Annotated in this window: 20 protein-coding genes; 11 read left to right on the forward strand and 9 right to left on the reverse strand. The window is 69.3% G+C overall.

All coding sequences use genetic code 11. The features are described from left to right. Positions 1–248 precede the first annotated feature (248 nt). The 4 genes from QM568_RS08325 to gabT all read right to left on the reverse strand — a co-directional run bounded on the left by QM568_RS08325 (position 249) and on the right by gabT (position 5,976). The gene (locus tag QM568_RS08325) at positions 249–1,610 is read right to left on the reverse strand and encodes an NAD-dependent succinate-semialdehyde dehydrogenase (RefSeq protein WP_415137713.1); all 1,362 of its coding nucleotides are present in this window, start codon (positions 1,608–1,610) and stop codon (positions 249–251) included. A 33-nt stretch (positions 1,611–1,643) separates the two neighbouring features. After that, a complete protein-coding gene (locus QM568_RS08330; RefSeq protein WP_415137715.1) occupies positions 1,644–3,110 on the reverse strand; it encodes an NAD-dependent succinate-semialdehyde dehydrogenase in 1,467 nt (488 codons plus the stop codon). Positions 3,111–3,163: 53 nt separating this feature from the next. Beyond that, entirely contained in the window at positions 3,164–4,528 is a 1,365-nt protein-coding gene (locus QM568_RS08335; RefSeq protein ID WP_415137717.1) for a flavin monoamine oxidase family protein, read from the reverse strand. A gap of 86 nt (positions 4,529–4,614) precedes the next feature. Next, entirely contained in the window at positions 4,615–5,976 is a 1,362-nt protein-coding gene (gene gabT, locus QM568_RS08340) for a 4-aminobutyrate--2-oxoglutarate transaminase (protein WP_415137719.1), read from the reverse strand. Between the two features lie 94 nt (positions 5,977–6,070). Here gabT and QM568_RS08345 point away from each other — a divergent pair, with 94 nt between their 5' ends. Continuing rightward, positions 6,071–7,564 carry a PucR family transcriptional regulator gene (locus QM568_RS08345; RefSeq protein ID WP_415137721.1) on the forward strand — a complete coding sequence of 498 codons (1,494 nt, stop codon included), beginning with the start codon at positions 6,071–6,073 and terminating at the stop codon, positions 7,562–7,564. An 11-nt stretch (positions 7,565–7,575) separates the two neighbouring features. Here QM568_RS08345 and QM568_RS08350 read toward each other — a convergent pair whose 3' ends face one another. After that, on the reverse strand, positions 7,576–8,013 hold the full coding sequence (locus tag QM568_RS08350) for a type II toxin-antitoxin system VapC family toxin (RefSeq protein WP_415137723.1): 438 nt from the start codon (positions 8,011–8,013) through the stop codon (positions 7,576–7,578). Between the two features lie 357 nt (positions 8,014–8,370). Between QM568_RS08350 and QM568_RS08355 the strand changes: the two genes are divergently transcribed. Continuing rightward, the gene (locus tag QM568_RS08355) at positions 8,371–8,613 is read left to right on the forward strand and encodes a type II toxin-antitoxin system VapB family antitoxin (RefSeq protein ID WP_415137725.1); all 243 of its coding nucleotides are present in this window, start codon (positions 8,371–8,373) and stop codon (positions 8,611–8,613) included. Then, positions 8,573–9,037: a TA system VapC family ribonuclease toxin gene (locus QM568_RS08360; RefSeq protein ID WP_415137749.1), complete on the forward strand. Its 465-nt coding sequence runs from the start codon at positions 8,573–8,575 to the stop codon at positions 9,035–9,037. The genes QM568_RS08355 and QM568_RS08360 overlap by 41 nt, the downstream gene beginning before the upstream one ends. 261 nt (positions 9,038–9,298) lie before the next feature. Here QM568_RS08360 and QM568_RS08365 read toward each other — a convergent pair whose 3' ends face one another. Further along, complete coding sequence (locus QM568_RS08365) at positions 9,299–10,738, reverse strand: helix-turn-helix domain-containing protein (RefSeq protein WP_415137727.1); 1,440 nt, start codon at positions 10,736–10,738, stop codon at positions 9,299–9,301. Between the two features lie 135 nt (positions 10,739–10,873). Between QM568_RS08365 and aceB the strand changes: the two genes are divergently transcribed. The 5 genes from aceB (at position 10,874) to QM568_RS08390 (ending at position 15,430) form a co-directional block, all read left to right on the forward strand. Then, positions 10,874–12,529 (forward strand): malate synthase A, encoded by a 1,656-nt coding sequence (gene aceB, locus QM568_RS08370; protein WP_415137729.1) that lies wholly within the window; start codon positions 10,874–10,876, stop codon positions 12,527–12,529. 28 nt (positions 12,530–12,557) lie between these two features. Further along, positions 12,558–14,150, forward strand: a complete 1,593-nt coding sequence (locus QM568_RS08375; protein WP_415137731.1) for an isocitrate lyase — start codon at positions 12,558–12,560, stop codon at positions 14,148–14,150. Between the two features lie 115 nt (positions 14,151–14,265). Further along, positions 14,266–14,622 carry a hypothetical protein gene (locus QM568_RS08380; protein ID WP_415137733.1) on the forward strand — a complete coding sequence of 119 codons (357 nt, stop codon included), beginning with the start codon at positions 14,266–14,268 and terminating at the stop codon, positions 14,620–14,622. A 9-nt stretch (positions 14,623–14,631) separates the two neighbouring features. Then, positions 14,632–15,063 (forward strand): hypothetical protein, encoded by a 432-nt coding sequence (locus tag QM568_RS08385; RefSeq protein WP_415137735.1) that lies wholly within the window; start codon positions 14,632–14,634, stop codon positions 15,061–15,063. 64 nt (positions 15,064–15,127) lie between these two features. Then, positions 15,128–15,430, forward strand: coding sequence for a class I SAM-dependent methyltransferase (locus QM568_RS08390; protein WP_415137737.1), 303 nt, complete (start codon positions 15,128–15,130; stop codon positions 15,428–15,430). Between the two features lie 117 nt (positions 15,431–15,547). Here the strand turns inward: QM568_RS08390 and QM568_RS08395 are convergent, their stop codons facing one another. Further along, positions 15,548–16,051 carry a hypothetical protein gene (locus QM568_RS08395; protein WP_415137739.1) on the reverse strand — a complete coding sequence of 168 codons (504 nt, stop codon included), beginning with the start codon at positions 16,049–16,051 and terminating at the stop codon, positions 15,548–15,550. Between the two features lie 313 nt (positions 16,052–16,364). On the opposite strand from QM568_RS08395, the gene QM568_RS08400 reads away from it, so the two are divergent. Further along, positions 16,365–16,679 carry a PIN domain-containing protein gene (locus tag QM568_RS08400; protein WP_415137751.1) on the forward strand — a complete coding sequence of 105 codons (315 nt, stop codon included), beginning with the start codon at positions 16,365–16,367 and terminating at the stop codon, positions 16,677–16,679. Positions 16,680–16,850: 171 nt separating this feature from the next. Here the strand turns inward: QM568_RS08400 and QM568_RS08405 are convergent, their stop codons facing one another. Beyond that, complete coding sequence (locus QM568_RS08405) at positions 16,851–17,360, reverse strand: Lrp/AsnC family transcriptional regulator (protein WP_415137741.1); 510 nt, start codon at positions 17,358–17,360, stop codon at positions 16,851–16,853. A 111-nt stretch (positions 17,361–17,471) separates the two neighbouring features. Between QM568_RS08405 and ald the strand changes: the two genes are divergently transcribed. Then, on the forward strand, positions 17,472–18,563 hold the full coding sequence (gene ald / locus QM568_RS08410) for an alanine dehydrogenase (protein ID WP_415137743.1): 1,092 nt from the start codon (positions 17,472–17,474) through the stop codon (positions 18,561–18,563). A gap of 90 nt (positions 18,564–18,653) precedes the next feature. Continuing rightward, positions 18,654–19,856: a pyridoxal phosphate-dependent aminotransferase gene (locus QM568_RS08415; RefSeq protein WP_415137745.1), complete on the forward strand. Its 1,203-nt coding sequence runs from the start codon at positions 18,654–18,656 to the stop codon at positions 19,854–19,856. A gap of 134 nt (positions 19,857–19,990) precedes the next feature. Here the strand turns inward: QM568_RS08415 and QM568_RS08420 are convergent, their stop codons facing one another. Then, complete coding sequence (locus QM568_RS08420) at positions 19,991–20,179, reverse strand: hypothetical protein (RefSeq protein WP_415137747.1); 189 nt, start codon at positions 20,177–20,179, stop codon at positions 19,991–19,993. Between the last annotated feature and the right edge of the window lie 380 nt (positions 20,180–20,559).

Raw genomic sequence — 20,559 nt, forward strand, 5'->3', positions numbered from 1 at the left:
CCGCCCTGCACACGGGATTCGGCCCGGCAAACGGCCCGCGCGGGCGCGGAGGAGAGCGGACGCCGGCGCAGAGCGATCCAGTCGGCTGCGGCTCCGCCCCGGCATCCGGACCGTTTGTCGGGGGATTTCCCGAGAAACCACCCCAACCACCCCGATCCGCCCTGCACACGGGATTCGGCCCGGCAAACGGCCCGCGCGGGCGCGGAGAGGGGGACGGATGCCGCGTCATCCGTCCCCCTCGATGGCTCTCAAGCGATGCGGATGAGCTTCTTGTTGACGAACTCGTCCGCGGCGAGCAGACCCATCTCGCGCGAGGTGCCGCTGCGCTTGACGCCGCCGAAGGGCAGCTCGGGGCTGTCAGCGAGCACGACGTTGACGTAGACCATCCCGGCGTCGATGCTGTTCGCCACGCGCTCGGCCTGCTCGGCGTCCGTGGTGAACACGTAGGAGCCGAGGCCGAAAGAGGTGTCATTCGCGAGCGCGACCGCGGCCTGCTCGTCGGCGACGCGGTAGACGACAGCGGCGGGGCCGAACAGCTCCTCGCGGTAGACGTCCATGTCGGCGGTCACGTCGGCGAGCACCGTCGGCGCGAAGAACGCACCGTCCCGGGCGCCGCCGGTGAGGAGCGTCGCGCCCTGCGCCACAGCGGTGTCGATCTGCTCCTGCAGGCGCTCGGCCGCGGCGAGAGATGAGAGCGGGCCGAGAACGGTGTCCTCCTGGGTCGGGTCGGTCGCCTCGACGGCGGCGAGCGCGGCGACGAACTTCTCCACGAACGCGTCGTAGAGGCCGTCGATCACGATGAAGCGCTTGGCGCCGTTGCACGACTGCCCGTTGTTGTCCAGGCGCGCGTCGACCGCCGCCTGCACGGCGCCGTCGAGGTCGTCGGTGGAGAGCAGGATGAACGGGTCGGACCCGCCGAGCTCCAGCGCGACCTTCTTGAGGTTGCGCCCTGCGACTTCGGCGACCGCCGCACCGGCGCGCTCGGATCCGGTCACCGAGACGCCCTGCACGCGCGGGTCGGCGATGATGGTCGCCGACTGCTCGTTCGTCGCGTACACGTTCACGTAGCCCCCGTCGGGCAGGCCGGCGTCGCGGTAGATCTCCTCGAGCAGCGCCGACGACTCGGGGCACTGCGGGGCGTGCTTGAGGATGATCGTGTTGCCCAGCGCCAGGTTGGGTCCGGCGAAGCGGGCGACCTGGTAGGCGGGGAAGTTCCACGGCATGATGCCGAAGAGCACGCCCAGGGGTGCCCGACGGATCACCGCTGTGCCTTCGCCGAGAATATCGATCGGCTGGTCGGCGTTGATCCTCTCGGCGTTGTCGGCATAGAACTCGATGATGTCGGCGGCGAAGTCGACCTCGCCGACGGCGCCGGCGATGGGCTTGCCCATCTCGCGCACGATGATCGCGGCGAGCTCGTCACGGCGAGCGCGGTGGCCCTCGGCGATCCGGTGGATCACCGCCGCCCGCTCGGCGACGGGGGTGCGACCCCAGACGGATGCCGCGGCGTGCGCTCGCGCAACGGCATCATCGATCTGCGCATCGGTGAAGGTGTCGTAGGTCGCCACGGTCTCGCCGGTGGCGGGGTTGACGACGGCGTAGTCGGTCATGTTTCGTCCTCTCGTTGGCCGGGTGCCGGCCGATCAGCCGACCGGGATCAGCGTGTATTTGGTGGACAGGTACTCGTGGATGCCCTCAGCCCCGCCCTCGCGTCCGACTCCCGACTGCTTCACGCCGCCGAAGGGGGCTGCGGCGTTCGAGACGACGCCGACGTTGAGACCCATCATGCCGGTCTCCAGCTTGTCGATCATCCGCTGACCGCGCTGCAGGCTCTCGGTGAAGACGTACGACACCAGGCCGTACTCGGTGTCGTTGGCCAGGCGCACGGCCTCGTCCTCTGTGTCGAAGGTCGCGATCGCGAGCACCGGGCCGAAGATCTCCTCGCGCAGGATCGCCGAACCAGGGGCGACGTCGGCGAGGACGGTGGGCTCATAAAAGCTGCCTGCACCCTCGATCGCCTTGCCGCCAGCGAGCAGCGTCGCACCGCGGTCGACGGCGTCGCCGACGAGCTCGGCCGCCTTGGCGACAGCATCCGCATCGATGAGCGGACCGATCGCGACGCCCTCCTCGGTGCCTCGGCCGATCTTCATGGCTTGCACGCGCTCTGTCACCCTGCGGCCGAACTCTGCAGCGACATCCTTGTGCACGATGAAGCGGTTGGCTGCGGTGCACGCCTGACCGATGTTGCGGAACTTCGCGGCCAGCGCCCCCTCCACGGCCTTGTCGAGGTCGGCGTCCTCGAAGACGACGAACGGGGCGTTGCCGCCGAGCTCCATCGACACCCGCAGCACGCCTTCGGCAGCCTGGGCGATGAGCTTGCGACCGACCTCGGTCGAACCGGTGAACGAGAGCTTGCGCAGCCGGGGGTCGGCGATGATCGGCGCGGACAGCGCGCTCGAGCGCGAGGTCTGCACGACGTTCACCACGCCCTTCGGCAGCCCCGCCTTCTCCAGCAGCGACGTGAAGAACAGCGTGGTGAGAGGCGTGAGCGCCGGCGGCTTGATCACGACCGTGCAGCCGGCGGCGAGCGCGGGGGCGATCTTGCGGGTCGCCATCGCGAACGGGAAGTTCCACGGCGTCACGAAGAACGACGGTCCGACCGGGCGCTGCGAGACGACCATGTGGCCGGTGCCCTCTGGGTTCAGGCCGTAACGACCCGCGATCCGCACGGCCTCCTCACTGAACCAGCGCAGGAACTCGCCGCCGTAGGCGACCTCGCCGCGGGCCTCGGCCAAGGGTTTGCCCATCTCGAGGGTCATCAGCAGCGCCAGGTCCTCCTTGTGCTCCTGCACGAGGTCGAACGCGCGGCGGAGGATGTCGCTGCGGGTGCGGGGTGCGGTCGCCGCCCAGGAGTCCTGAGCCGCGACGGCGGCGTCGAGGGCACGGATGCCGTCGGCCGGCGTCGCATCGGCGATCGTGCGGATGACGGCTCCGGTGGCCGGATCCCGCACGTCGAAGGTGGCGCCGTTCTCACCGTCGATCCACTCGCCGCCGATGAAGAGGCCAGTAGGGATGCTGTCGAGCAGCGCCTGCTCGTTCTGAGTGCTCATGGGTTCTCTTTCTCTCTGACGGTGACTCTCAGCGGAGGTGATCGCGCCCGGCATCAGCCGGCGTCGCGACTCGCGGCCACGATGTTCGAGGCAGCCAGGCGCCCCATGCGGATCGCGCCGTCGACGTGCTGGTATCCGGCCCCTGCCATGTCGCTGCAGGCGAAGTGGATCGGGCCGACCGCTGCGCGCAGGTCCGCGCCGTAACGGTGGAGACCCCCCATGTCGAAGCTCGCGGCGTATGCGCCGCGGGTCCACTCCTCACTGCCCCAGTCGCTCTCGTAGTAGACGATCGGGTTCTTCGCCTCCGGACCGTAGTAGTGCGACAGCGATTCGAGGATGCGCTCTTTTCGCTCCTCGGCCGACAGAGTGAACAGGTCGTCGGCATTCCGATCGCTCACGAAGCCGACCAGGGTGCCGCGCTCATCGCCGTGGTTCGTGTTGTCGTAGGCCTCGTGCGAGAGCTCGTAGGGGCTGAACGCGGTGCCGCTGAGACCCTGCTCGCGCCAGAACGGACGGTCGTAGACCGCATGCACCTTGATCACGAAGCCCATCGAGATGTGCTGGTGCATCTGGTGCTGGCGGCGCGGAAGCGCCGGCACGAAGGAGATCCGGTTGTACAGCACCGGCGCGAAGGCGAGAATCGCGTAACGCGCCTTGACGGTCAGCTCGTCGGTGGTCGCCACCACCCCCGACTCGTTCCACTGCAGGGTGCGCACCGGCTGGTTCAGGAACACGTCGTCGCCGAGGCGCTCAGCGAGCAGGATCGGCACCTGCTGCAGACCGCCCACGACGCGCTTGTCGAGGATGAAGTCGGCGTCGACGAGGTTCGAGTAGGAGCCGGCGGATGCCGCCATCAACAGCGACTGCAGCAGCGAGAAGGCGTGGGTGGGCTTGGTGAGCATCGCGGAGCCGGTAGCGAAGGCGAGGTTGCGAACGGCCTCGTCGTCGTCGGTCTGCTGACGCAGCCACGCGTCCCAGGTGATCGCGTCCCACTCGGCGGCCTTCGGGTGCGCCCAGGGCTGGTCGGGGTCGATCTCGGCGACCATGGCGTCCAGGCGCTCGGTGATCTCAGCGATGACCTTCTCGGTCTCAGGCGACACGGGGAACATCTCACCGGTGAAGCGGTGCACCTGACCGTCGGGACCGACATAGACGCTGTCACCGTCGCGGTAGCGGCTATAGGTCTCAAGCCCGAGCTCTTCGATCGTCTCCTTCAGCGCGTCCTGGTCCGGCGAGACCCACTGGCCGCCGATCTCGAGCATTGCCCCGTCGATGACGTCGGTCCAGAGGCGCCCTCCGACACGGTCGCGGGCTTCGAGCACGGCGACCGAGAGCCCGGCCCTGCGCAGTTCGTTCGCGGCGGTGGTGCCGGCGGCGCCGGCTCCGATGATCAGTACATCGCGGGTGATCTCGGTCATCGTGCAACTCCTTCGTGGGGTGAGGATGTGCCCGGTCGCGACTCGAAATCCCCCGACATGAGTCGCGACCGGACGTGTGTGTGCCGTCAGGCGGCCGCGAGCGCGGCCGCGACGACGTCGAGGCCCTCGTTCAGCAGGTCGTCGCCGATGGACAGCGGGGGGAGGAACCGGATGACGTTGCCGTAGGTGCCGCAGGTGAGGACGATGACGCCCTGCGCGATGCAGGCCTTGGCGATGGCCGCGGTGAGCGCAGCATCCGGAGCCTTGGTCTCGGGGTCGACGAACTCGGCGGCGATCATCGCGCCGTAGCCGCGGATGTCGCCGATGCGGGCGTCGGCCTGCTGGATGGCCGCGAGACGGCTCTTCAGAATCTCGCCGATCTCACGGGCGCGCTCGATGAGTCCGTCGTTCTCGAACACGTCGATCGACGCGAGCGCGGCGGCGCACGCGATGGGGTTGCCGCCGTAGGTGCCGCCGAGGCCGCCGGCGTGCGAGGCGTCCATGATCTCGGCGCGGCCGGTCACCGCGGCGAGCGGAAGACCGCCGGCGATGCCCTTGGCCGTGGTGATGAGGTCGGGCTCGATGCCGAAGTGCTCGCTGGCGAACATGGCACCGGTGCGGGCGAAGCCGGTCTGCACCTCGTCGGCGATGAAGACGACGCCGTTGGCGCGGCACCAGTCCACGATCGCGGGGAGGAAGCCGTCGGCGGGGACGATGAATCCGCCCTCGCCCTGGATGGGCTCGATGATGACGGCGGCGAGGTTTTCGGCGCCGATCTGCTTCTCGAGCTGGAGGATCGCGCGGGCCGCGGCCTCGGCACCTGCGAGTCCGTCGCGGAAGGGGTACGACGCGGTGGCGCGGTACACCTCCGGAGCGAACGGGCCGAAGCCGCTCTTGTAGGGCATCGACTTTGCGGTCAGCGCCATGGTCAGGTTCGTGCGGCCATGGTAGCCGTGGTCGAAGGCCACGACGGCCTGGCGGCCGGTGTGCTTGCGGGCGATCTTGATCGCGTTCTCGACGGCCTCTGCGCCCGAGTTGAACAGGGCGCTCTTCTTCGCGAAGTCGCCAGGGGTCACGCGGTTGAGGGCCTCGGCGACGGCGACGTACGACTCGTACGGCGAGATCATGAAGCAGGTGTGCGTGAACTGCACGGCCTGCGCCGCGACGGCCGCGGCGACCTTCGGGTGCGCGTTGCCGACGGTCGTCACCGCGATGCCGCTGCCGAGGTCGATGAGCGAGTTGCCGTCGGCGTCCACGACGACGCCTCCGCCGGCGGCGACGGCCGCGACGGGCACGGTGTGACCGACGCCTGCGGCGACGGCATCCGCCTTGCGCGCGAGGATCTCGGCCGAGCGGGGGCCGGGGAGATCGGTCACGAGGCGACGCTCCTGGGGGAGGTCGGGTCCGCCGAGGGGAACTGCAACTGCTGCGGTGTCGAGGAGTGCCATGTGGGTGAGCGTATGCCCGCGCCGAAGCCTCCCGCATTCGCCAAAATGTACAATCTTGGGAAAACGATCGCCGAACTGTATATCCGAGGTTCCCGTGCCCGAGACCGAGCAGCCCACCCTGCGCGCACTGCTGCGCCGGCGCGATCTCGCGCTCGCGCTCGTCTCCGAGGAGTCGGCGCTGGCGCCGGGCGCACTCGAGCGTCCGCTGCGCTGGGTGCACAGCTCGGACCTCGCCGACCCCACGCCGTTCCTCTCGGAGGATCTGGCGCTGCTCACGACCGGCACGCAGTTCGACGGCATGGACGACATCGGCACCTACGTCGACAGGCTCTCGCATCGCGGCGTGCTCGGCCTGGGTTTCGGCACCGAGGTGCACCGGGACGGCATCCCCGACGAGTTGATCGCCGCGTGCGCAGAGCATCGGATGCCGCTGTTCGAAGTCCCCTACCGCACCCCGTTCATCGCCGTCGCCCGCGCGCACTCCGAGGCGATCGCCGCACAGGCGTACGCCCGGAGGTCCTGGGCGCTGGACACGCAGCGCGCGCTCGCCCTCGCGGCGCTGCGTCCGCGCGGGCTCGACGCCACGCTCGCCGAGCTCGGCCGGAGGCTGGGCGCGTGGGTGGGGATGTACGACGCGGCGGGCAGCCTCGTCGTCTCTCATCCGCGCGACGGCATCGACACCGCGACGCGCGCCGAAGTCGCATCGCACGCGACCGATGTGCTCACCCGCGGGCTCGAAGCGGGGCAGTCTCTCACGATCGGCACGGCGACCTTCATGCTGTTCACGATCGGCCGGGGCGGTCACCTTCGCGGGGTCATCGCCGTGGCCGTCGATGCGCTCGATCCCGAAGCCCGCGCCGTCGTCACCTCGGTCATCGCGATGGCCGGGCTCGCGCTGGAGCAGAGCGAGCAGCTCGCCCGCAGCCGTCGGCGCCTGCACACGCAGCTGCTCGAATCCCTTCTCGCCGACGATCCGGCGCTCGCCCGGCGCGTGCTCGGCAGCATTCCCGCGGCGCCCGTCGTCGTCGCCGTGTCGGCGGATGCTGCGGCGGGGCCGGTGACCGACTGGTGGGAGCGGCGGCGCATCGATCACGGCACCGCCGCTTTCGTCGCCGAATCAGCCGACGGCGTGGTGATGGTCGTCTCGGCAGCGGACGATGAGCTCCTCGATGAGGTGGCGACCCGCTTCGGCATCCGTATCAGCGTCTCCGCTCCCGATAGCTACGACAGCTTCTCCCGCGCGCACGCGCAGGCGCTGAGTACACTGCGCCAGCAGGGCGACGGCGGCGTACTCCGCTACGCCGACACGGTGGGCTCCAGCATCCTCAGCGCCCTCGCCACCGACGAGGCGCGGCTGATCGCCGAGTCGCGGCTCGCCCCCCTTCGCGCCCACGACGGACTCGAGAGGGCGCTGCGCGTCTGGCTCGAGCACGATGCCAGGGCAGAGCCCGCAGCCGCAGCCCTCGGCATCCACCGGCACACCCTGCGCACCCGCATCGCCTTCGCCGGGTCTCTCCTTGACATCGATCTCGGCTCGTTCCCTGCGCGGGCCGAGCTGTGGACGCTGCTGCAGACCGCGCGGGACTGACAGCGGCGGAGTCAGCGGACGAGGGATTCAGGTGTCGCGCATCGCACACCAGCGAAGCGCGCGAAGTCGGAGTCGAACGACACGATCGTTGCTCGATGCTCGACGGCCAGAGCCGCCAGATGCGCATCATTCACGAGATTGGCTGCGGCGCCCTGTGCGAGAAGAAGACGCTCGAGGATCTCCGGATGACGAGCACCCGGGTTCAGCACGTGCGCACTCGGGGCTGCGATCCACTCGTGAACCTGAGCCATCGCGCTCTCCGGCGTCAACGCGTGGGGCATGATCCTCGGGTTCGTGCTGATGCGCACGAACGCCAGCAGCACGCTCCAACTGAACCCGACGTCGTCATTGCCATCCAGCGCCTCATCCAGCCACCGCAACGATGCCTCGTGCCCGGGAGAAGCGGAGTTCACGGCATAGAGAAGGACATTCGCGTCGACGATCCTCATCGACCCGCCTGCATTTTGCGCACCAGCTCATCGTCTTCGAGGTCCGCAGCCATACGGAGCGCATGCGTGAGGTCTGTACGGGGAACCCCCAGATCCTGCGAACGCGTGTAACCGCCCTCTCGTGCCTGCGGCTGCACCGCTCCTGCTCGGATCGCGTCGTTGAGCGCCCGTTTGAAGGAGACGCCACGCTGCTGCATCACACGGCGAATCGCCGCCTCAGAGTCGGGATCCAAAGTCACCGTTGTGCGCATCTTGACAGCATAGCATCACCAAAAGAGATGCTTTGCTGTCACTCTGTCGGAATGCTGTTCACCCTGTGCCATTCGGTGATGCAGGTGATGCGATAAAGTACGCATCATGCGCACCACACTGTCCATCGACGATCACCTCCTCGCTGAGGCGAAGAAGCGCGCGCACGAGGCCGGCACCACTCTGGGCGCCTATGTGGAAGATGCTCTCCGGCGCGATCTCGCCGTACGGCGTGCGTCGAGCGGACCGGTTCGGTTGACGGTGTCGTCGGCGACCGGAGGCGCACGCCCCGGCGTCGATCTCAGCAGCAATCGCGGGCTCTACGACGCGATCGGAACCGACGTCGCGTGATCGTCCTCGACGTGAATGTCCTGATCGCCGCGTTCCGTCAGGATCACCCGCGCAGCATGAGGTCACACATCCTTGGCTCGCCGAACTGCTCGGCGGACAGGACGATGTGGTCGTGCCGGATGCGGTGTGGGTCGGTTTCCTCCGGATCGTCACGCATCCGAACGCACTGCTCCAACCATCCACCCTCGACGAGGCCGCATCGTTCATCACCGACGTGGTCGGAGCTCCCGCCTACCTGACTGCGGCGCCGTTCACCGAGTCGGCAACGAGACTGGTGCACCTGTGCCGGGAGTCACAAGCATCGGGCAACCTGGTGCCTGATGCCTACATCGCCTCCGTGGCGCTCGGCTACGGATGCCCGGTCGCAACGTTCGATCGCGACTTCCGTCGTTTCGACGGCCTCGCGATCGTCACCCCGCGCTGAGCCCCGCTCAGCCGCGTGCGTCGAGCTCGCGCAGCAGCGCCGCGACCGTGCCGCAGAACTCCGGGCCGTGACCCGGGAGCGGCGCCCGAGCCCGCGGTTCTCCGGTTCCCGTCGCACTTCGTGCCGCTCTGACGTCGCTGAAGCGGCACGAACTGCGACCGGAACGAAAGACGACCCGGGAGAAACGGCACGAACTGCGACCGGAACGACGGCCGACCAGGGGAACAGCAGCCGGCGGAGCGCACCGCGCGGCTCCCGGGCTCAGCGCGGCGCGTGCGCCTCCAGGAACTCGTACACGTCGGTGGTGTCGACGCCGGGGAAGGCCCCGGTCGGCAGCGTCGCGAGCAGCGTCCGCGGCGTCTTCACGTTCGGCCAGGAGTTCTCGCGCCAGCGCTGCTCCAGCTCGGCAGGAGCCCGCCGGCAGCACACCTCCACCGAGTGCTTCGAGACGCCCCGGTGCGGGGTGTCGCGCCCCACGAACCATTTCGTGTCGTCGAAGCGCACACCAACGCTCACCGAGTGCAGCCCCTCGCTCGACGCCTCCACGCGCGCGGTGCACCAGTAGGTGCCGTTTCCGGTGTCGGTGTACTGGTAGTACGGGTTGAAGCGGTCGTCCTCGTCGAAGACGACCCGGCTCGTCCACTTGCGGCAGCACATCTGCCCCTCGATGGCGCCGAGGCGATCGGTCGGGAAGTTCACGTCGTCGTTCTCGTACGCCTTCGTGATCGTGCCCGACTCGTGCACCTTGAGGAAGTGCACCGGGATGTCGAGGTGACGCGTTGCGAGGTTCGTGAAGCGGTGCGCCGCCGTCTCGTACGACACCGAGAAGGCGTCGCGGAGATCCTCGATCGAGATCGCCCGGCGGCTCTTGGCGTCCTTCAGCATGGGCGCGACGTCGGCCTCCGGCATCTGCAGAGCGCCGGTGAGGTAGTTCGTCTCGACCCGCTGGCGCAGGAACTCGGCGTAGCTGCGCGGCTCGGCGTGCCCCAGCATTCGGCTCGACAGCGCCTGCAGCACCGCCGTGCGCGGGTCGCCCTTCGCATTCGCGTGACTGGAGAGGTACAGGCGGCCATTGGCGAGGTCGGCAACGCTGCGCGTCGTCTGCGGCAGGTCGGGAGCGTAGTGCAGGGTGAATCCGAGGTAGGCGGCGATCTCGGATGCCGTGCGCTGGGTGAGCGGTCCGCCGGAATGCCCCACCGCGGAGAGGATCTCGGATGCCTTCGCCTCCAGCTCCGGGAAATGGTTGTCCTGCCGGCGCATGAGGTGGCGCAGCTCCACGTTCGCGCGCCGCGCCTCCTCCGGCGTCGCCGCGCGCTCGTCCTTGAGGCGGTCGATCTCTGCGTGCAGGGCGAGCATCGCCCGCAGCGCGTCGGTGGGCACGCTCTTCGCGATGCGGAAGGGCTCGATGCCCAGCGATTGGAAGGTCTGCCCCTTCATCGCGCGCTCCAGCGCGATCTCCATGGCGCTGCGCTCGTCGAGCGGCTCGCCCTCGAGCAGCGCGTCGATCGTGACGCCGAGGGCGCGGGCGATGGCCTGCAGCTGTGTGAGCTTGGGCTCGCGCTTGCCCGTCTCGACCATCGACAGCTGGCTGGGCGCCCGGCCGATCGCTGCGGCGAGGTCTTCGAGCGTCATCGCGCGCGCGGTCCGCAGCTGGCGGATACGGCGCCCGATCGTCAGCGCATCGGCGTCTTCGTCTGGCATGGCTCCGATTCTGTCACAGAAACAGAAATTCGAGCAATCTTCACACGCCATTTGGTCAGTAGCGCCGCCGAACTTCACCCAAAGTGGAGACAAGCCACTCCGGCCCCCCACGTTCCAACGGACAAGGAAACGATCATGACCACTTCCACCGCAGCCGGGTCCACCGCACCGACGCAGACGGCGCACCAGGGCCCCGCCATCGCCGTCACCGGCCCCATCCGCGCTCGCTATGAAGAGGTCCTCACCCCCGAGGCGATCGCGTTCCTCACCGAACTGCACCACCGGTTCGGCGCACGCCGCCACGACCGGCTCGCCGACCGGTTGCGCCGTCGGTTCGAGATCGGCAACGGCCACGACCCGCGCTTCCGCGACGACACCGCGCACATCCGCGAGGACCGCGACTGGCGCGTCGCCGGCGCCGGCCCCGGTCTCGAGGACCGCCGCGTGGAGATCACCGGACCGACCGACCCGAAGATGACCATCAACGCCCTGAACTCGGGCGCGAAGGTCTGGCTCGCCGACCAGGAGGATGCGACCAGCCCCACCTGGGCCAACGTCATCGAGGGCCAGCTGTCGCTGCGCGACGCGATCCGCGGTGAGCTCGCCTACATCTCTCCCGAGGGCAAGGAGTACCGCGTCACCGCCGAGCGGACGCCGACGATCGTGATGCGCCCTCGGGGCTGGCACCTGCCGGAGAAGCACATCGAGTTCACCGACCGCGCCGGCCGCCGCATGGCGGCATCCGGTTCGCTCATCGACTTCGGCCTCTACTTCTTCCACAACGCGCAGGCGCTCATCGACGCCGGCCGCGGCCCGTACTTCTACCTCGCGAAGCTCGAGTCGAGCGAGGAGGCGCGCCTGTGGAACGACGTCTTCTCGTTCGCCGAGGAGTACATCGCCATCCCCCACGGCACGATCCGCGCGACCGTGCTCATCGAGACGCTGCCCGCCGCCTTCGAGATGGACGAGATCCTCTACGAGCTGCGCGACCACTGCGCTGGCCTCAACGCCGGACGCTGGGACTACATCTTCTCCATCATCAAGAACTACCGCGGCCGCGGGGCGCGCTTCGTGCTCCCCGACCGCAGCGAGGTCACCATGACGGTGCCGTTCATGCGGGCCTACACCGACCTGCTCGTTGCGACCTGTCACCGGCGCGGCGCCTTCGCCATCGGCGGCATGAGCGCGTTCATCCCGAACCGCCGCGACCCCGAGGTCACCGCCCGCGCCATCGAGAAGGTGTCGGCCGACAAGAAGCGCGAGGCCGGAGACGGCTTCGACGGCACGTGGGTCGCCCACCCCGACCTCATCCCCATCGCACAGGCGGAGTTCGACGCGGTGCTCGGCGAGGAGCCGAACCAGATCGGCCGGCAGCGCGATGACGTGCACGTCACGGCATCCGATCTGCTCGATCTGCGCATCGGACGCCCGATCACCGCGAAGGGCGTGCGCGAGAACGTGTCGGTGGCCATCCGCTACCTCGAGGCCTGGTTGCGCGGGCAGGGCGCCGTGGCGATCGACAACCTCATGGAGGATGCCGCGACCGCCGAGATCAGCCGCTCGCAGGTGTGGCAGTGGATCCACCAGGACCGCACCACCGAGGACGGCACGGCGATCACGACCGAGTACGTCGAGGAACTGATCCGCGAGGTTCTCGCGCAGGCGACCCGCCGGGCGGGCGACCGCTTCGATGACGCCGCCGAGGTGTTCCGCGAGGTGGCGCTGCGCGAGGAGTTCCCGGCCTTCCTCACCCTAGGCGCGTACTCGAAGTTCCTCGTCGAGACCGACTGATCCCTCTTCCACCACGAAAGGCACGACAATGACGAAGTACCAGCAGGACATCGAGGAGATCCAGGCGCTCAAGGACGCCGCCGGCTCCCCCTGGCGCGCGATCGACCCCGAAGCGGCGGCGCGGATGCGGGCGCAGAACCGGTTCCGCACCGGGCTCGAGATCGCCCAGTACACCGCCGACATCATGCGCCGCGACATGGACGAGTACGACGCCGACTCGTCGGTCTACACTCAGTCGCTCGGCGTCTGGCACGGCTTCATCGGGCAGCAGAAGCTCATCTCCATCAAGAAGCACCTGAAGTCGACGAACAAGCGCTACCTGTACCTGTCGGGTTGGATGGTCGCGGCCCTCCGCTCCGAGTTCGGGCCGCTGCCCGACCAGTCGATGCACGAGAAGACCGCGGTGCCAGCGCTCATCGAAGAGCTCTACACGTTCCTGCGCCAGGCCGACGCCCGCGAGCTCGATCTGCTCTTCACCCAGCTCGACGCGGCGCGCGCTGCGGGGGACGAGACCTCGGTCGAGCTCATCCAGTCGCAGATCGACAACTACGAGACCCACGTCGTGCCGATCATCGCCGACATCGACGCCGGCTTCGGCAACCCGGAGGCGACGTATCTGCTGGCGAAGAAGATGATCGAGGCGGGCGCCTGCGCGATCCAGATCGAGAACCAGGTCTCCGACGAGAAGCAGTGCGGCCATCAGGACGGCAAGGTCACCGTGCCGCACGAGGACTTCCTCGCGAAGATCAACGCGGTCCGCTACGCGTTCCTCGAGCTCGGGATCAACAACGGCATCATCGTCGCCCGCACCGACTCGCTCGGCGCCGGCCTCACCCAGAAGCTCGCCGTCACCCATGAGCCCGGCGACCTCGGCGACCAGTACAACTCCTTCCTCGACGTCGAGGAGATCTCGGAGGACGACCTCGCAGGCGGCGACGTGGTCATCAAGCGCGGCGGCAAGCTGCTGCGCCCGAAGCGTCTGGCGTCGAACCTGTACCAGTTCCGCCCTGGCACCGGCGAGGAGCGCGTCGTGCTCGACTGCATCACGTCGCTGCGAAACGGCGCCGATCTGCTGTGGATCGAGACCGAGAAGCCGCATGTCGAGCAGATCGCCGGCATGGTCGACGCGATCCGCGAGGAGATCCCGAACGCGAAGCTCGTCTACAACAACAGTCCCTCGTTCAACTGGACGCTGAACTTCCGCCAGCAGGCGTACGATGCCCTCGCCGCCCAGGGCGCCGACGTCTCCGCGTACGACCGCGACAGGCTCATGAGCGTGGAGTACGACGGCACCGAGCTCGCAGCGCTGGCCGACGAGAAGATCCGCACCTTCCAGCGCGACGGATCGGCCCGCGCCGGCATCTTCCACCACCTCATCACGCTGCCGACCTACCACACGGCGGCCCTCTCGACGGACGACCTCGCGAAGGGCTACTTCGGCGACGAGGGGATGCTGGCCTACGTCAAGGGCGTGCAGCGCCGCGAGATCCGCGGCGGCATCGCGACGGTCAAGCACCAGAACATGGCGGGAAGCGACATCGGCGACAACCACAAGGAGTACTTCGCCGGCGACGCGGCCCTCAAGGCCGGCGGTCAGCACAACACGATGAACCAGTTCTGATCTTCGACGCGCAGGCAGGCTCTGCGACCCGGTCCGGGTCGCAGAGCCTGCCTGCGGTCGTCGTGCCTGTGGATAACTCCCCCGCGACGTCGGCCCACCGACGTACTCTGCTGGAATGACCACGACAGCATCCGCCCTCCCCGCAACGAGCGCGCGCCGCACCGCCGGCGTTGTCGTGCTCGTCATCGTCGCGCACTTCTCGGCGCCGGCGATCGTCGCCTATTTCATCGACATCCTCCTCGTGCCGGCGGTGCTCATCCCTGAGTCCCTGCTGCTGCTCACCCTCGCGCTGTGGCTCTACTCGCTCTGCTGGTGGTTCCTCGGCGCTCTCGCGGTGCTGGGCATCGCGCTCGTGCTCGCCGCGCCCCTGCGCCGGGGTACGACGATCCTCTCCGTCGTGCTGTTCACGACCTGGCCCCTGGCGCTGGTCTGCCTCGTCGCCAACGGCATGGTGCGCCTGCCTGCGACATAGCCTGGAGCCATGAGCGACGTCTGGGCCGGGATCGCCGGCGAGTTTCTGCACCTCTATCCGCGCGGCACGCGCCTTCTCGCGGTGGCGGGAGCGGATGCCGAGCGCTCGCGCCTCGCCGCCGGCGCCCTCGCGGCGGCGCTCGGCGCCGCAGGCTCCGAGACGGTGCGCGTTCATGTCCGCGCCGTCGACGAGCGGATGCTGCGCGAAGAGGTCATCGCGCCGTTCCGGGCCGGGTCCTCCGGCGCTGTGCTCGTCGTCTCGGGCCCCGGTGCGCTGCTCGGCGAGAGGGCGCGGCGCCTGTGGAACTTCACGCTCTGGCAGCTCGCGGGCGATGAGCCGCCGCACACCGCGGCGAGCGCGCTGGTCGAGATGACCGATCCGCAGCATCCGATGCGCCGCTTCTCCGACTACTGCTCCGCGCCCGCCTCGTACCCGGCGTAGCCGCCGCGCGCACGGTCCCCGCATAGACGAGTACTGGAACCACAACACCGCGTATCACCGCGAGATGCTCGCCCGTGCGGCGGGGCGGTTCCCGGAGGGGTCGGCGGCGCAGCTCGTCCTCGGAGACCTCCTCACCGCAGCGGAGCTCGACGGGCGGCGCTTCGACGCGATCACGGCCGTAGCGGTGATCCACCATCTGCCCCTCGTGCCCGCGCTCGAGCGCATGAGGGATCTGCTCGCCCCCGCGCTGCGGGTGGTGCCGGACCGGGTCATCATGACGTACGCGTTCCGGCTGAACCCGCTCGAGCCCGACATCGTCGCGCGGATCAAGGAGAGCCGCGGCCCGTTCATCGATCCGCTCGCCTGACTCCCGTTCACTCGGCCGGGCTGCGCCACCCGGACCCTGTCGTGCCGGCCGAGTTCTGGGTGGATGGCGATCGCCGCTGAACGGCGTCGTAGACACGACGGTGTGCCGGAAGCGTGTTCAGCGACCGTCGAACCTGCACCGCACGGTGCCGTTGTCGGATGTCTCATCGACGACCACGTCACCGTTCCAGACGATCTGGCAGCTGACCGTCATGCCGTCGGCGTCCTCGGGCGCGGTCACCGTGATCTCGGCCCAGTCCTCCTTGGTCGTGAGTGTCGCTCGTCCGGTGGAATCCCAGACGAACGTGTCCGTTCCGCTTTCGCCGTGGATCGTGGCCGTGATCCCCTGCGGCCCCTGGCCGAGCAGTTCCACACGGTTGATGCTCGTCGCCGAGATCATGCCGGCGATGAAGACGATGCTCAGGACGACGTCGAGGAGCACCGCCACCAGGGCGAAGGCCAGGGCGGCCCCCGGCCGGCGCCGCTGCCGGACGGCGAGGACAATGCCGGCGACGGCGATCAGCGCGCCCACGACGGGTGCCAGCATCGCAGCCCCCGTTGTCGCACGGTACGGCACCACCAGGGAGACCGCGACGACGAGGGCGATGATGCTCAGCCACAACGCGAGCGTCGTCCCCCGATGCGTCCGCGCCTCGGACTCGGCCGGAGGCTCTCCCTGGGCCGGGAGCCGTTCGCGCCGCCGGCTGGTCGCAACGTGGATCGGACATGCAGGCCTCCCCTCTCTGCGCCAGAGGCGCCGCACCGCTCCGGCCTCTGCGAGCACCGGTGGATCACAGATACTCGCCGCTTCGCCCGGTGCGTCGGGGAGTCTACCCGAACACAGTTCTGCGCAATCGGAGCCCGAGTTCTGATCTGAAGCGCAACGCAGCCGGGGAGCGCCGCCCGCGGATCTGGCAGGATTCGACGACCTGCGGATCAGTTCGCTCAGCCTCACTGAACTCGGGAAGGGCCTCAACGCCGCGACGGATGTCGCGACCCTCCGAGCGCGAGCCGCCAGACTCGAAAGCGTCTGCGCCACCTTCGGCGTCGGCATCCCGTTCGACGATCGCTGCGCGGAGGCGTACGAACGACTCCTCGCAACCGTCGCGCGGCGGGGCGGATCCGCACGCCCGCACATGCTCGATCGGATGCTCGCAGCGACCGCGCTGGCGCATGGCATGACGCTGGTGGCAAGGGATCTCCGGGCCTACGCCGATCTCGCCGAGCACGTGCGCATCGAACGTCGCTGACGCCCCACCTGCCCGCCCACGCCCCCACGCCGGCGCCCCACCTGCCCGCCCACGCCCCACCTGTGCGACGTCTGCCAGGTGGGGCGCCGCGGCGCAGATGGGGCGTCGGCGGAGAGACGGGGGCGAGGGAGACGGGGGCGAGGGAGACGGGGCGGGGCGGGAGGGGGCGGATCAGCGGAACGAGGCGGCGACGGAGTTGCGGTGATAGTCGAAGACGATGCTCGTGCGCGTCGAGGCGACGCTCGCCTGGGCCGACAGGTGCTCGAGCACGAACTCCCGCATCTGTGAGGAGTCGGCGACCGCGATGTGCAGGAGGAAGTCGTCGTCGCCGCCGAGGAAGAACACCTGGATCACCTGCGGCAGCACCCGCACCCGCTCGGCGAACTCGACGATGCTCTCCCGACGGCCGCTCGGGCGCAGCGTGACGCCGATGATCGCCTGGAGTCCGGCACCCAGCATCCGCTCGTCGACGCTGGCATGGAAACCGGTGATGACATGACGATCGACGAGGGCTCGCAGCCTGGCATGCGCGGTCGAGGGCGCAACTCCCAGCCGCGAGGCGAGCTCGGCGTTCGTCATACGTCCGTCGGCGGCGAGCAGGCTCACGATCCTCGCGTCGATCGGGTCGAGCGCGGGGGCGCGCAGGGTCTTCGGCGCGGGGAACTCTGAAGGCGACTCCATCCGAATGATTATTCAGGATCACGGATGCTGTCGAATAGTCTTCAGCGTATCTTTCATGCTGCCGATGCTTCTGCGATTCTTTCCTCACCGCCATCACTGTCAGGAGGATCGATGAGGATCGCCGTCCCCGCCGAGGTCAAGAACAACGAGAACCGCGTCGCGCTCACCCCCGCCGGCGCCGACCGCCTCTTTCACGAGGGCCATCGCGTGCTCGTCCAGTCCGGAGCAGGACTCGGCTCGGGCATCTCCGACGAGGCCTACCGCATGGCGGGCGCCGAGATCCTCGGCACCGCCGAGGAGACCTGGGCGCAGGCCGACCTGCTGCTCAAGGTCAAGGAGCCGATCGCACAGGAGTACGGCTTCCTCCGAGAGGACCTCACCCTCTTCACCTACCTGCATCTCGCCGCCGATCGCGCTCTCACCACCGCGCTCGTCGATGCAGGCACCACCGCCGTCGCCTACGAGACCGTGCAGCTGCCCGATCGCAGCCTCCCGCTGCTCGTGCCGATGAGCGAGATCGCCGGGCGGCTCTCGGTCACGATGGGCGCCTATGCCCTGCTGCGCTCGAACGGCGGCCGCGGCCTGCTCCTCGGCGGCATCGCCGGCACCCCACGCGCGAAGACCGTCGTCATCGGGGGCGGTGTCGCCGGCGAGCACGCCGCCGCCAACGCGCTGGGCCTGGGGTCGCAGGTCGCTGTCATCGACATCTCGCTCCCCCGGCTGCGCGAGCTCGAGCACCGCTACGGCGGCGCTGTGCAGACCCGCCTGTCGAGCCGGTACGACATCGCCGAAGAGCTCGCGAGCGCCGACCTCGTCATCGGCTCGGTCTTGATCCCCGGCGCCGCCGCACCCAAGCTCGTGACCGACGAGATGGTGGCGAACATGAAGGCGGGCTCGGTGCTCGTCGACATCGCGATCGACCAGGGCGGATGCTTCGAAGGCTCCCGCCCCACGACCCACGACGACCCGACCTTCGCCGTGCACGACTCGATCTACTACTGCGTCGCCAACATGCCCGGAGCCGTGCCAGAGACGGCGACCCGCGCGCTCACGAACGCGACGATCCCCTACGTGTCGGCGATCGCCGGCAAGGGCTGGGACCGCGCGGCATCCGACGACGCCGCTCTGGCGAAGGGGCTCAACGTCCGTGGCGGGCGCATCGTGCTCGGCGCGGTCGCCGAGGCGCATGGCCTCGCGGCCTGAGGCCCGGCCGCCCGGCTCCTCGCTGATTCCCGCGCTCACGAGCATCCGCTCTCTGTCATCGCCGCGGCCCGGCCGAGTAGCATTTGAGCTGTGACCGAACGCGCTCCTCTCTCCCGCAAACTGTCCGCCATCGCCGAGTCCGCGACCCTGAAGGTCGACGCCAAGGCCAAGGCCCTGAAGGCCGAAGGCAAGCCCGTCATCTCCTATGCCGCCGGCGAGCCCGACTTCGCGACGCCGCAGTTCATCGTCGACGCCGCAGCCGAAGCCCTCGCCGACCCCGCGAGCTACCGCTACACCCCCGCAGCCGGGCTTCCGGCGCTGCGCGAGGCGATCGCCGCGAAGACGCTCCGCGACTCGGGCCTCGAGGTCGCACCGTCCCAGGTCATCGTGACCAACGGCGGCAAGCAGTCGGTCTACCAGGCCTTCCAGGCGGTCGTGAACCCCGGCGACGAGGTGCTGCTGCCCGCGCCGTACTGGACCACCTACCCCGAGGCGATCCGCCTCGCCGACGGCACCCCCGTCGAGGTCTTCGCCGGCGCCGACCAGGACTACAAGGTCACCGTCGAGCAGCTCGAGGCCGCCCGCACCGACCGCACCACGGTGCTCGTGTTCGTGTCGCCGTCGAACCCGACCGGCTCGGTCTACACCGCCGAGGAGACGAAGGCGATCGGCGAGTGGGCCCTCGAGCACGGCATCTGGGTCGTCTCCGACGAGATCTACCAGAACCTCACCTACGAGGGCGTCAAGGCGACCTCGATCGTCGAGGCCGTGCCGGATCTCGCCGGGCAGACCATCCTCGTCAACGGCGTCGCGAAGACCTACGCCATGACCGGATGGCGCGTGGGCTGGATGGTCGGCCCCGCCGACGCCATCAAGATCGCCGGTAACCTGCAGTCGCACCTGTCGAGCAACGTGAACAACGTCGCGCAGAGGGCGGCGATCGCCGCTCTCAACGGCCCGCAGACCGAAGCCGAGCAGATGCGCGAGGCGTTCGACCGCCGTCGCCGACTCATCGTCTCGGAGCTGTCGAAGATCGAGGGGCTGGTGGTGCCGAACCCCCTCGGCGCGTTCTACGTGTATCCCGACGTGCAGGGCCTCCTCGGCCGCACGTGGGGCGGCGTGACGCCGACGACCTCACTCGAGCTCGCCGACCTCATCCTCGAGCAGGCCGAGGTCGCGGTCGTCCCCGGCGAGGCCTTCGGTCCGTCCGGTTACATCCGCATGTCGTACGCGCTCGGCGACGACCAGCTCCTCGAGGGCGTGCAGCGCCTGCAGCGCCTGTTCTCCGTCTGAGACTTCGCGCTAGCGTTCCCTCCGCTCTCCTCCGTCGGCGCCCCGCCTGCCGGCCCACGCCCCACCCGACGTGCGCCTGCCGGATGGGGCGCCGCGCCGCAGATGGGGCGTCGGCAGCAGTGGCAGAGCCCGGATCAGCCCTCGGGGCGGAAGCCGATCAGCCAGCGGATGCCGTAGTGGTAGACGACGGTGCCGCCGATGTCGCCCCACGGGCACTGCTCGAGCGGCGTGATGACGCGCCCGTCCGCGGCGAGCGCATCGAACCAGCGCGTCAGCGTCGCAGCATCCGCTACTGCCAGCAGCGACAGGAGCATGCCACTCATCTGCACGGCGTCGTCGTCGGCTCCGGCATCCGCTTCGGCGATCTCGACGGGCCCCGCGAGCTGCCCGTGCGCGATCGCGTCGCCCGGTCCGTCAGCACGGCCGGCTGCGGCGTAGTCGAACAGCTGCAGTCACCTCCGAAGACGTCGCGATACAGCGTCAACGCCTCGGCCGCGTCTGCGGGAACAGCAGGTAGGGAATCAGTCCGCTCATCTGCCGAGGGCACCGCTCCCCGTCCCCGCCGACGCCCCACCTGCGCGTCCACGCCCCACCCCAGCGACGTCCGCCAGGTGAGGCGTCGCGGCGCAGATGGGGCGTCGGCGGATCGAAGGGGGCGCGCGGGGGCGCGCGGGGGCGCGCGGGGGCGCGCGGGGGCGGGCGC

This window comes from Microbacterium sp., from assembly GCF_047607465.1.
In the GTDB taxonomy this organism is placed as follows: domain Bacteria; phylum Actinomycetota; class Actinomycetes; order Actinomycetales; family Microbacteriaceae; genus Microbacterium.

Excerpts from the sequence above, each read along its gene's own strand:
- ald (WP_415137743.1), top strand. The coding sequence starts at position 17,472 with ATGAGGATCGCCGTCCCCGCCGAGGTCAAGAACAACGAGAACCGCGTC.
- QM568_RS08330 (WP_415137715.1), bottom strand. The coding sequence starts at position 3,110 with ATGAGCACTCAGAACGAGCAGGCGCTGCTCGACAGCATCCCTACTGGC.
- QM568_RS08420 (WP_415137747.1), bottom strand. The coding sequence starts at position 20,179 with ATGAGTGGCATGCTCCTGTCGCTGCTGGCAGTAGCGGATGCTGCGACG.
- QM568_RS08385 (WP_415137735.1), top strand. The coding sequence starts at position 14,632 with ATGAGCGACGTCTGGGCCGGGATCGCCGGCGAGTTTCTGCACCTCTAT.
- QM568_RS08335 (WP_415137717.1), bottom strand. The coding sequence starts at position 4,528 with ATGACCGAGATCACCCGCGATGTACTGATCATCGGAGCCGGCGCCGCC.
- QM568_RS08405 (WP_415137741.1), bottom strand. The coding sequence starts at position 17,360 with ATGGAGTCGCCTTCAGAGTTCCCCGCGCCGAAGACCCTGCGCGCCCCC.
- gabT (WP_415137719.1), bottom strand. The coding sequence starts at position 5,976 with ATGGCACTCCTCGACACCGCAGCAGTTGCAGTTCCCCTCGGCGGACCC.
- aceB (WP_415137729.1), top strand. The coding sequence starts at position 10,874 with ATGACCACTTCCACCGCAGCCGGGTCCACCGCACCGACGCAGACGGCG.
- QM568_RS08375 (WP_415137731.1), top strand. The coding sequence starts at position 12,558 with ATGACGAAGTACCAGCAGGACATCGAGGAGATCCAGGCGCTCAAGGAC.
- QM568_RS08355 (WP_415137725.1), top strand. The coding sequence starts at position 8,371 with ATGCGCACCACACTGTCCATCGACGATCACCTCCTCGCTGAGGCGAAG.
- QM568_RS08390 (WP_415137737.1), top strand. The coding sequence starts at position 15,128 with ATGCTCGCCCGTGCGGCGGGGCGGTTCCCGGAGGGGTCGGCGGCGCAG.
- QM568_RS08350 (WP_415137723.1), bottom strand. The coding sequence starts at position 8,013 with ATGAGGATCGTCGACGCGAATGTCCTTCTCTATGCCGTGAACTCCGCT.
- QM568_RS08380 (WP_415137733.1), top strand. The coding sequence starts at position 14,266 with ATGACCACGACAGCATCCGCCCTCCCCGCAACGAGCGCGCGCCGCACC.
- QM568_RS08365 (WP_415137727.1), bottom strand. The coding sequence starts at position 10,738 with ATGCCAGACGAAGACGCCGATGCGCTGACGATCGGGCGCCGTATCCGC.
- QM568_RS08325 (WP_415137713.1), bottom strand. The coding sequence starts at position 1,610 with ATGACCGACTACGCCGTCGTCAACCCCGCCACCGGCGAGACCGTGGCG.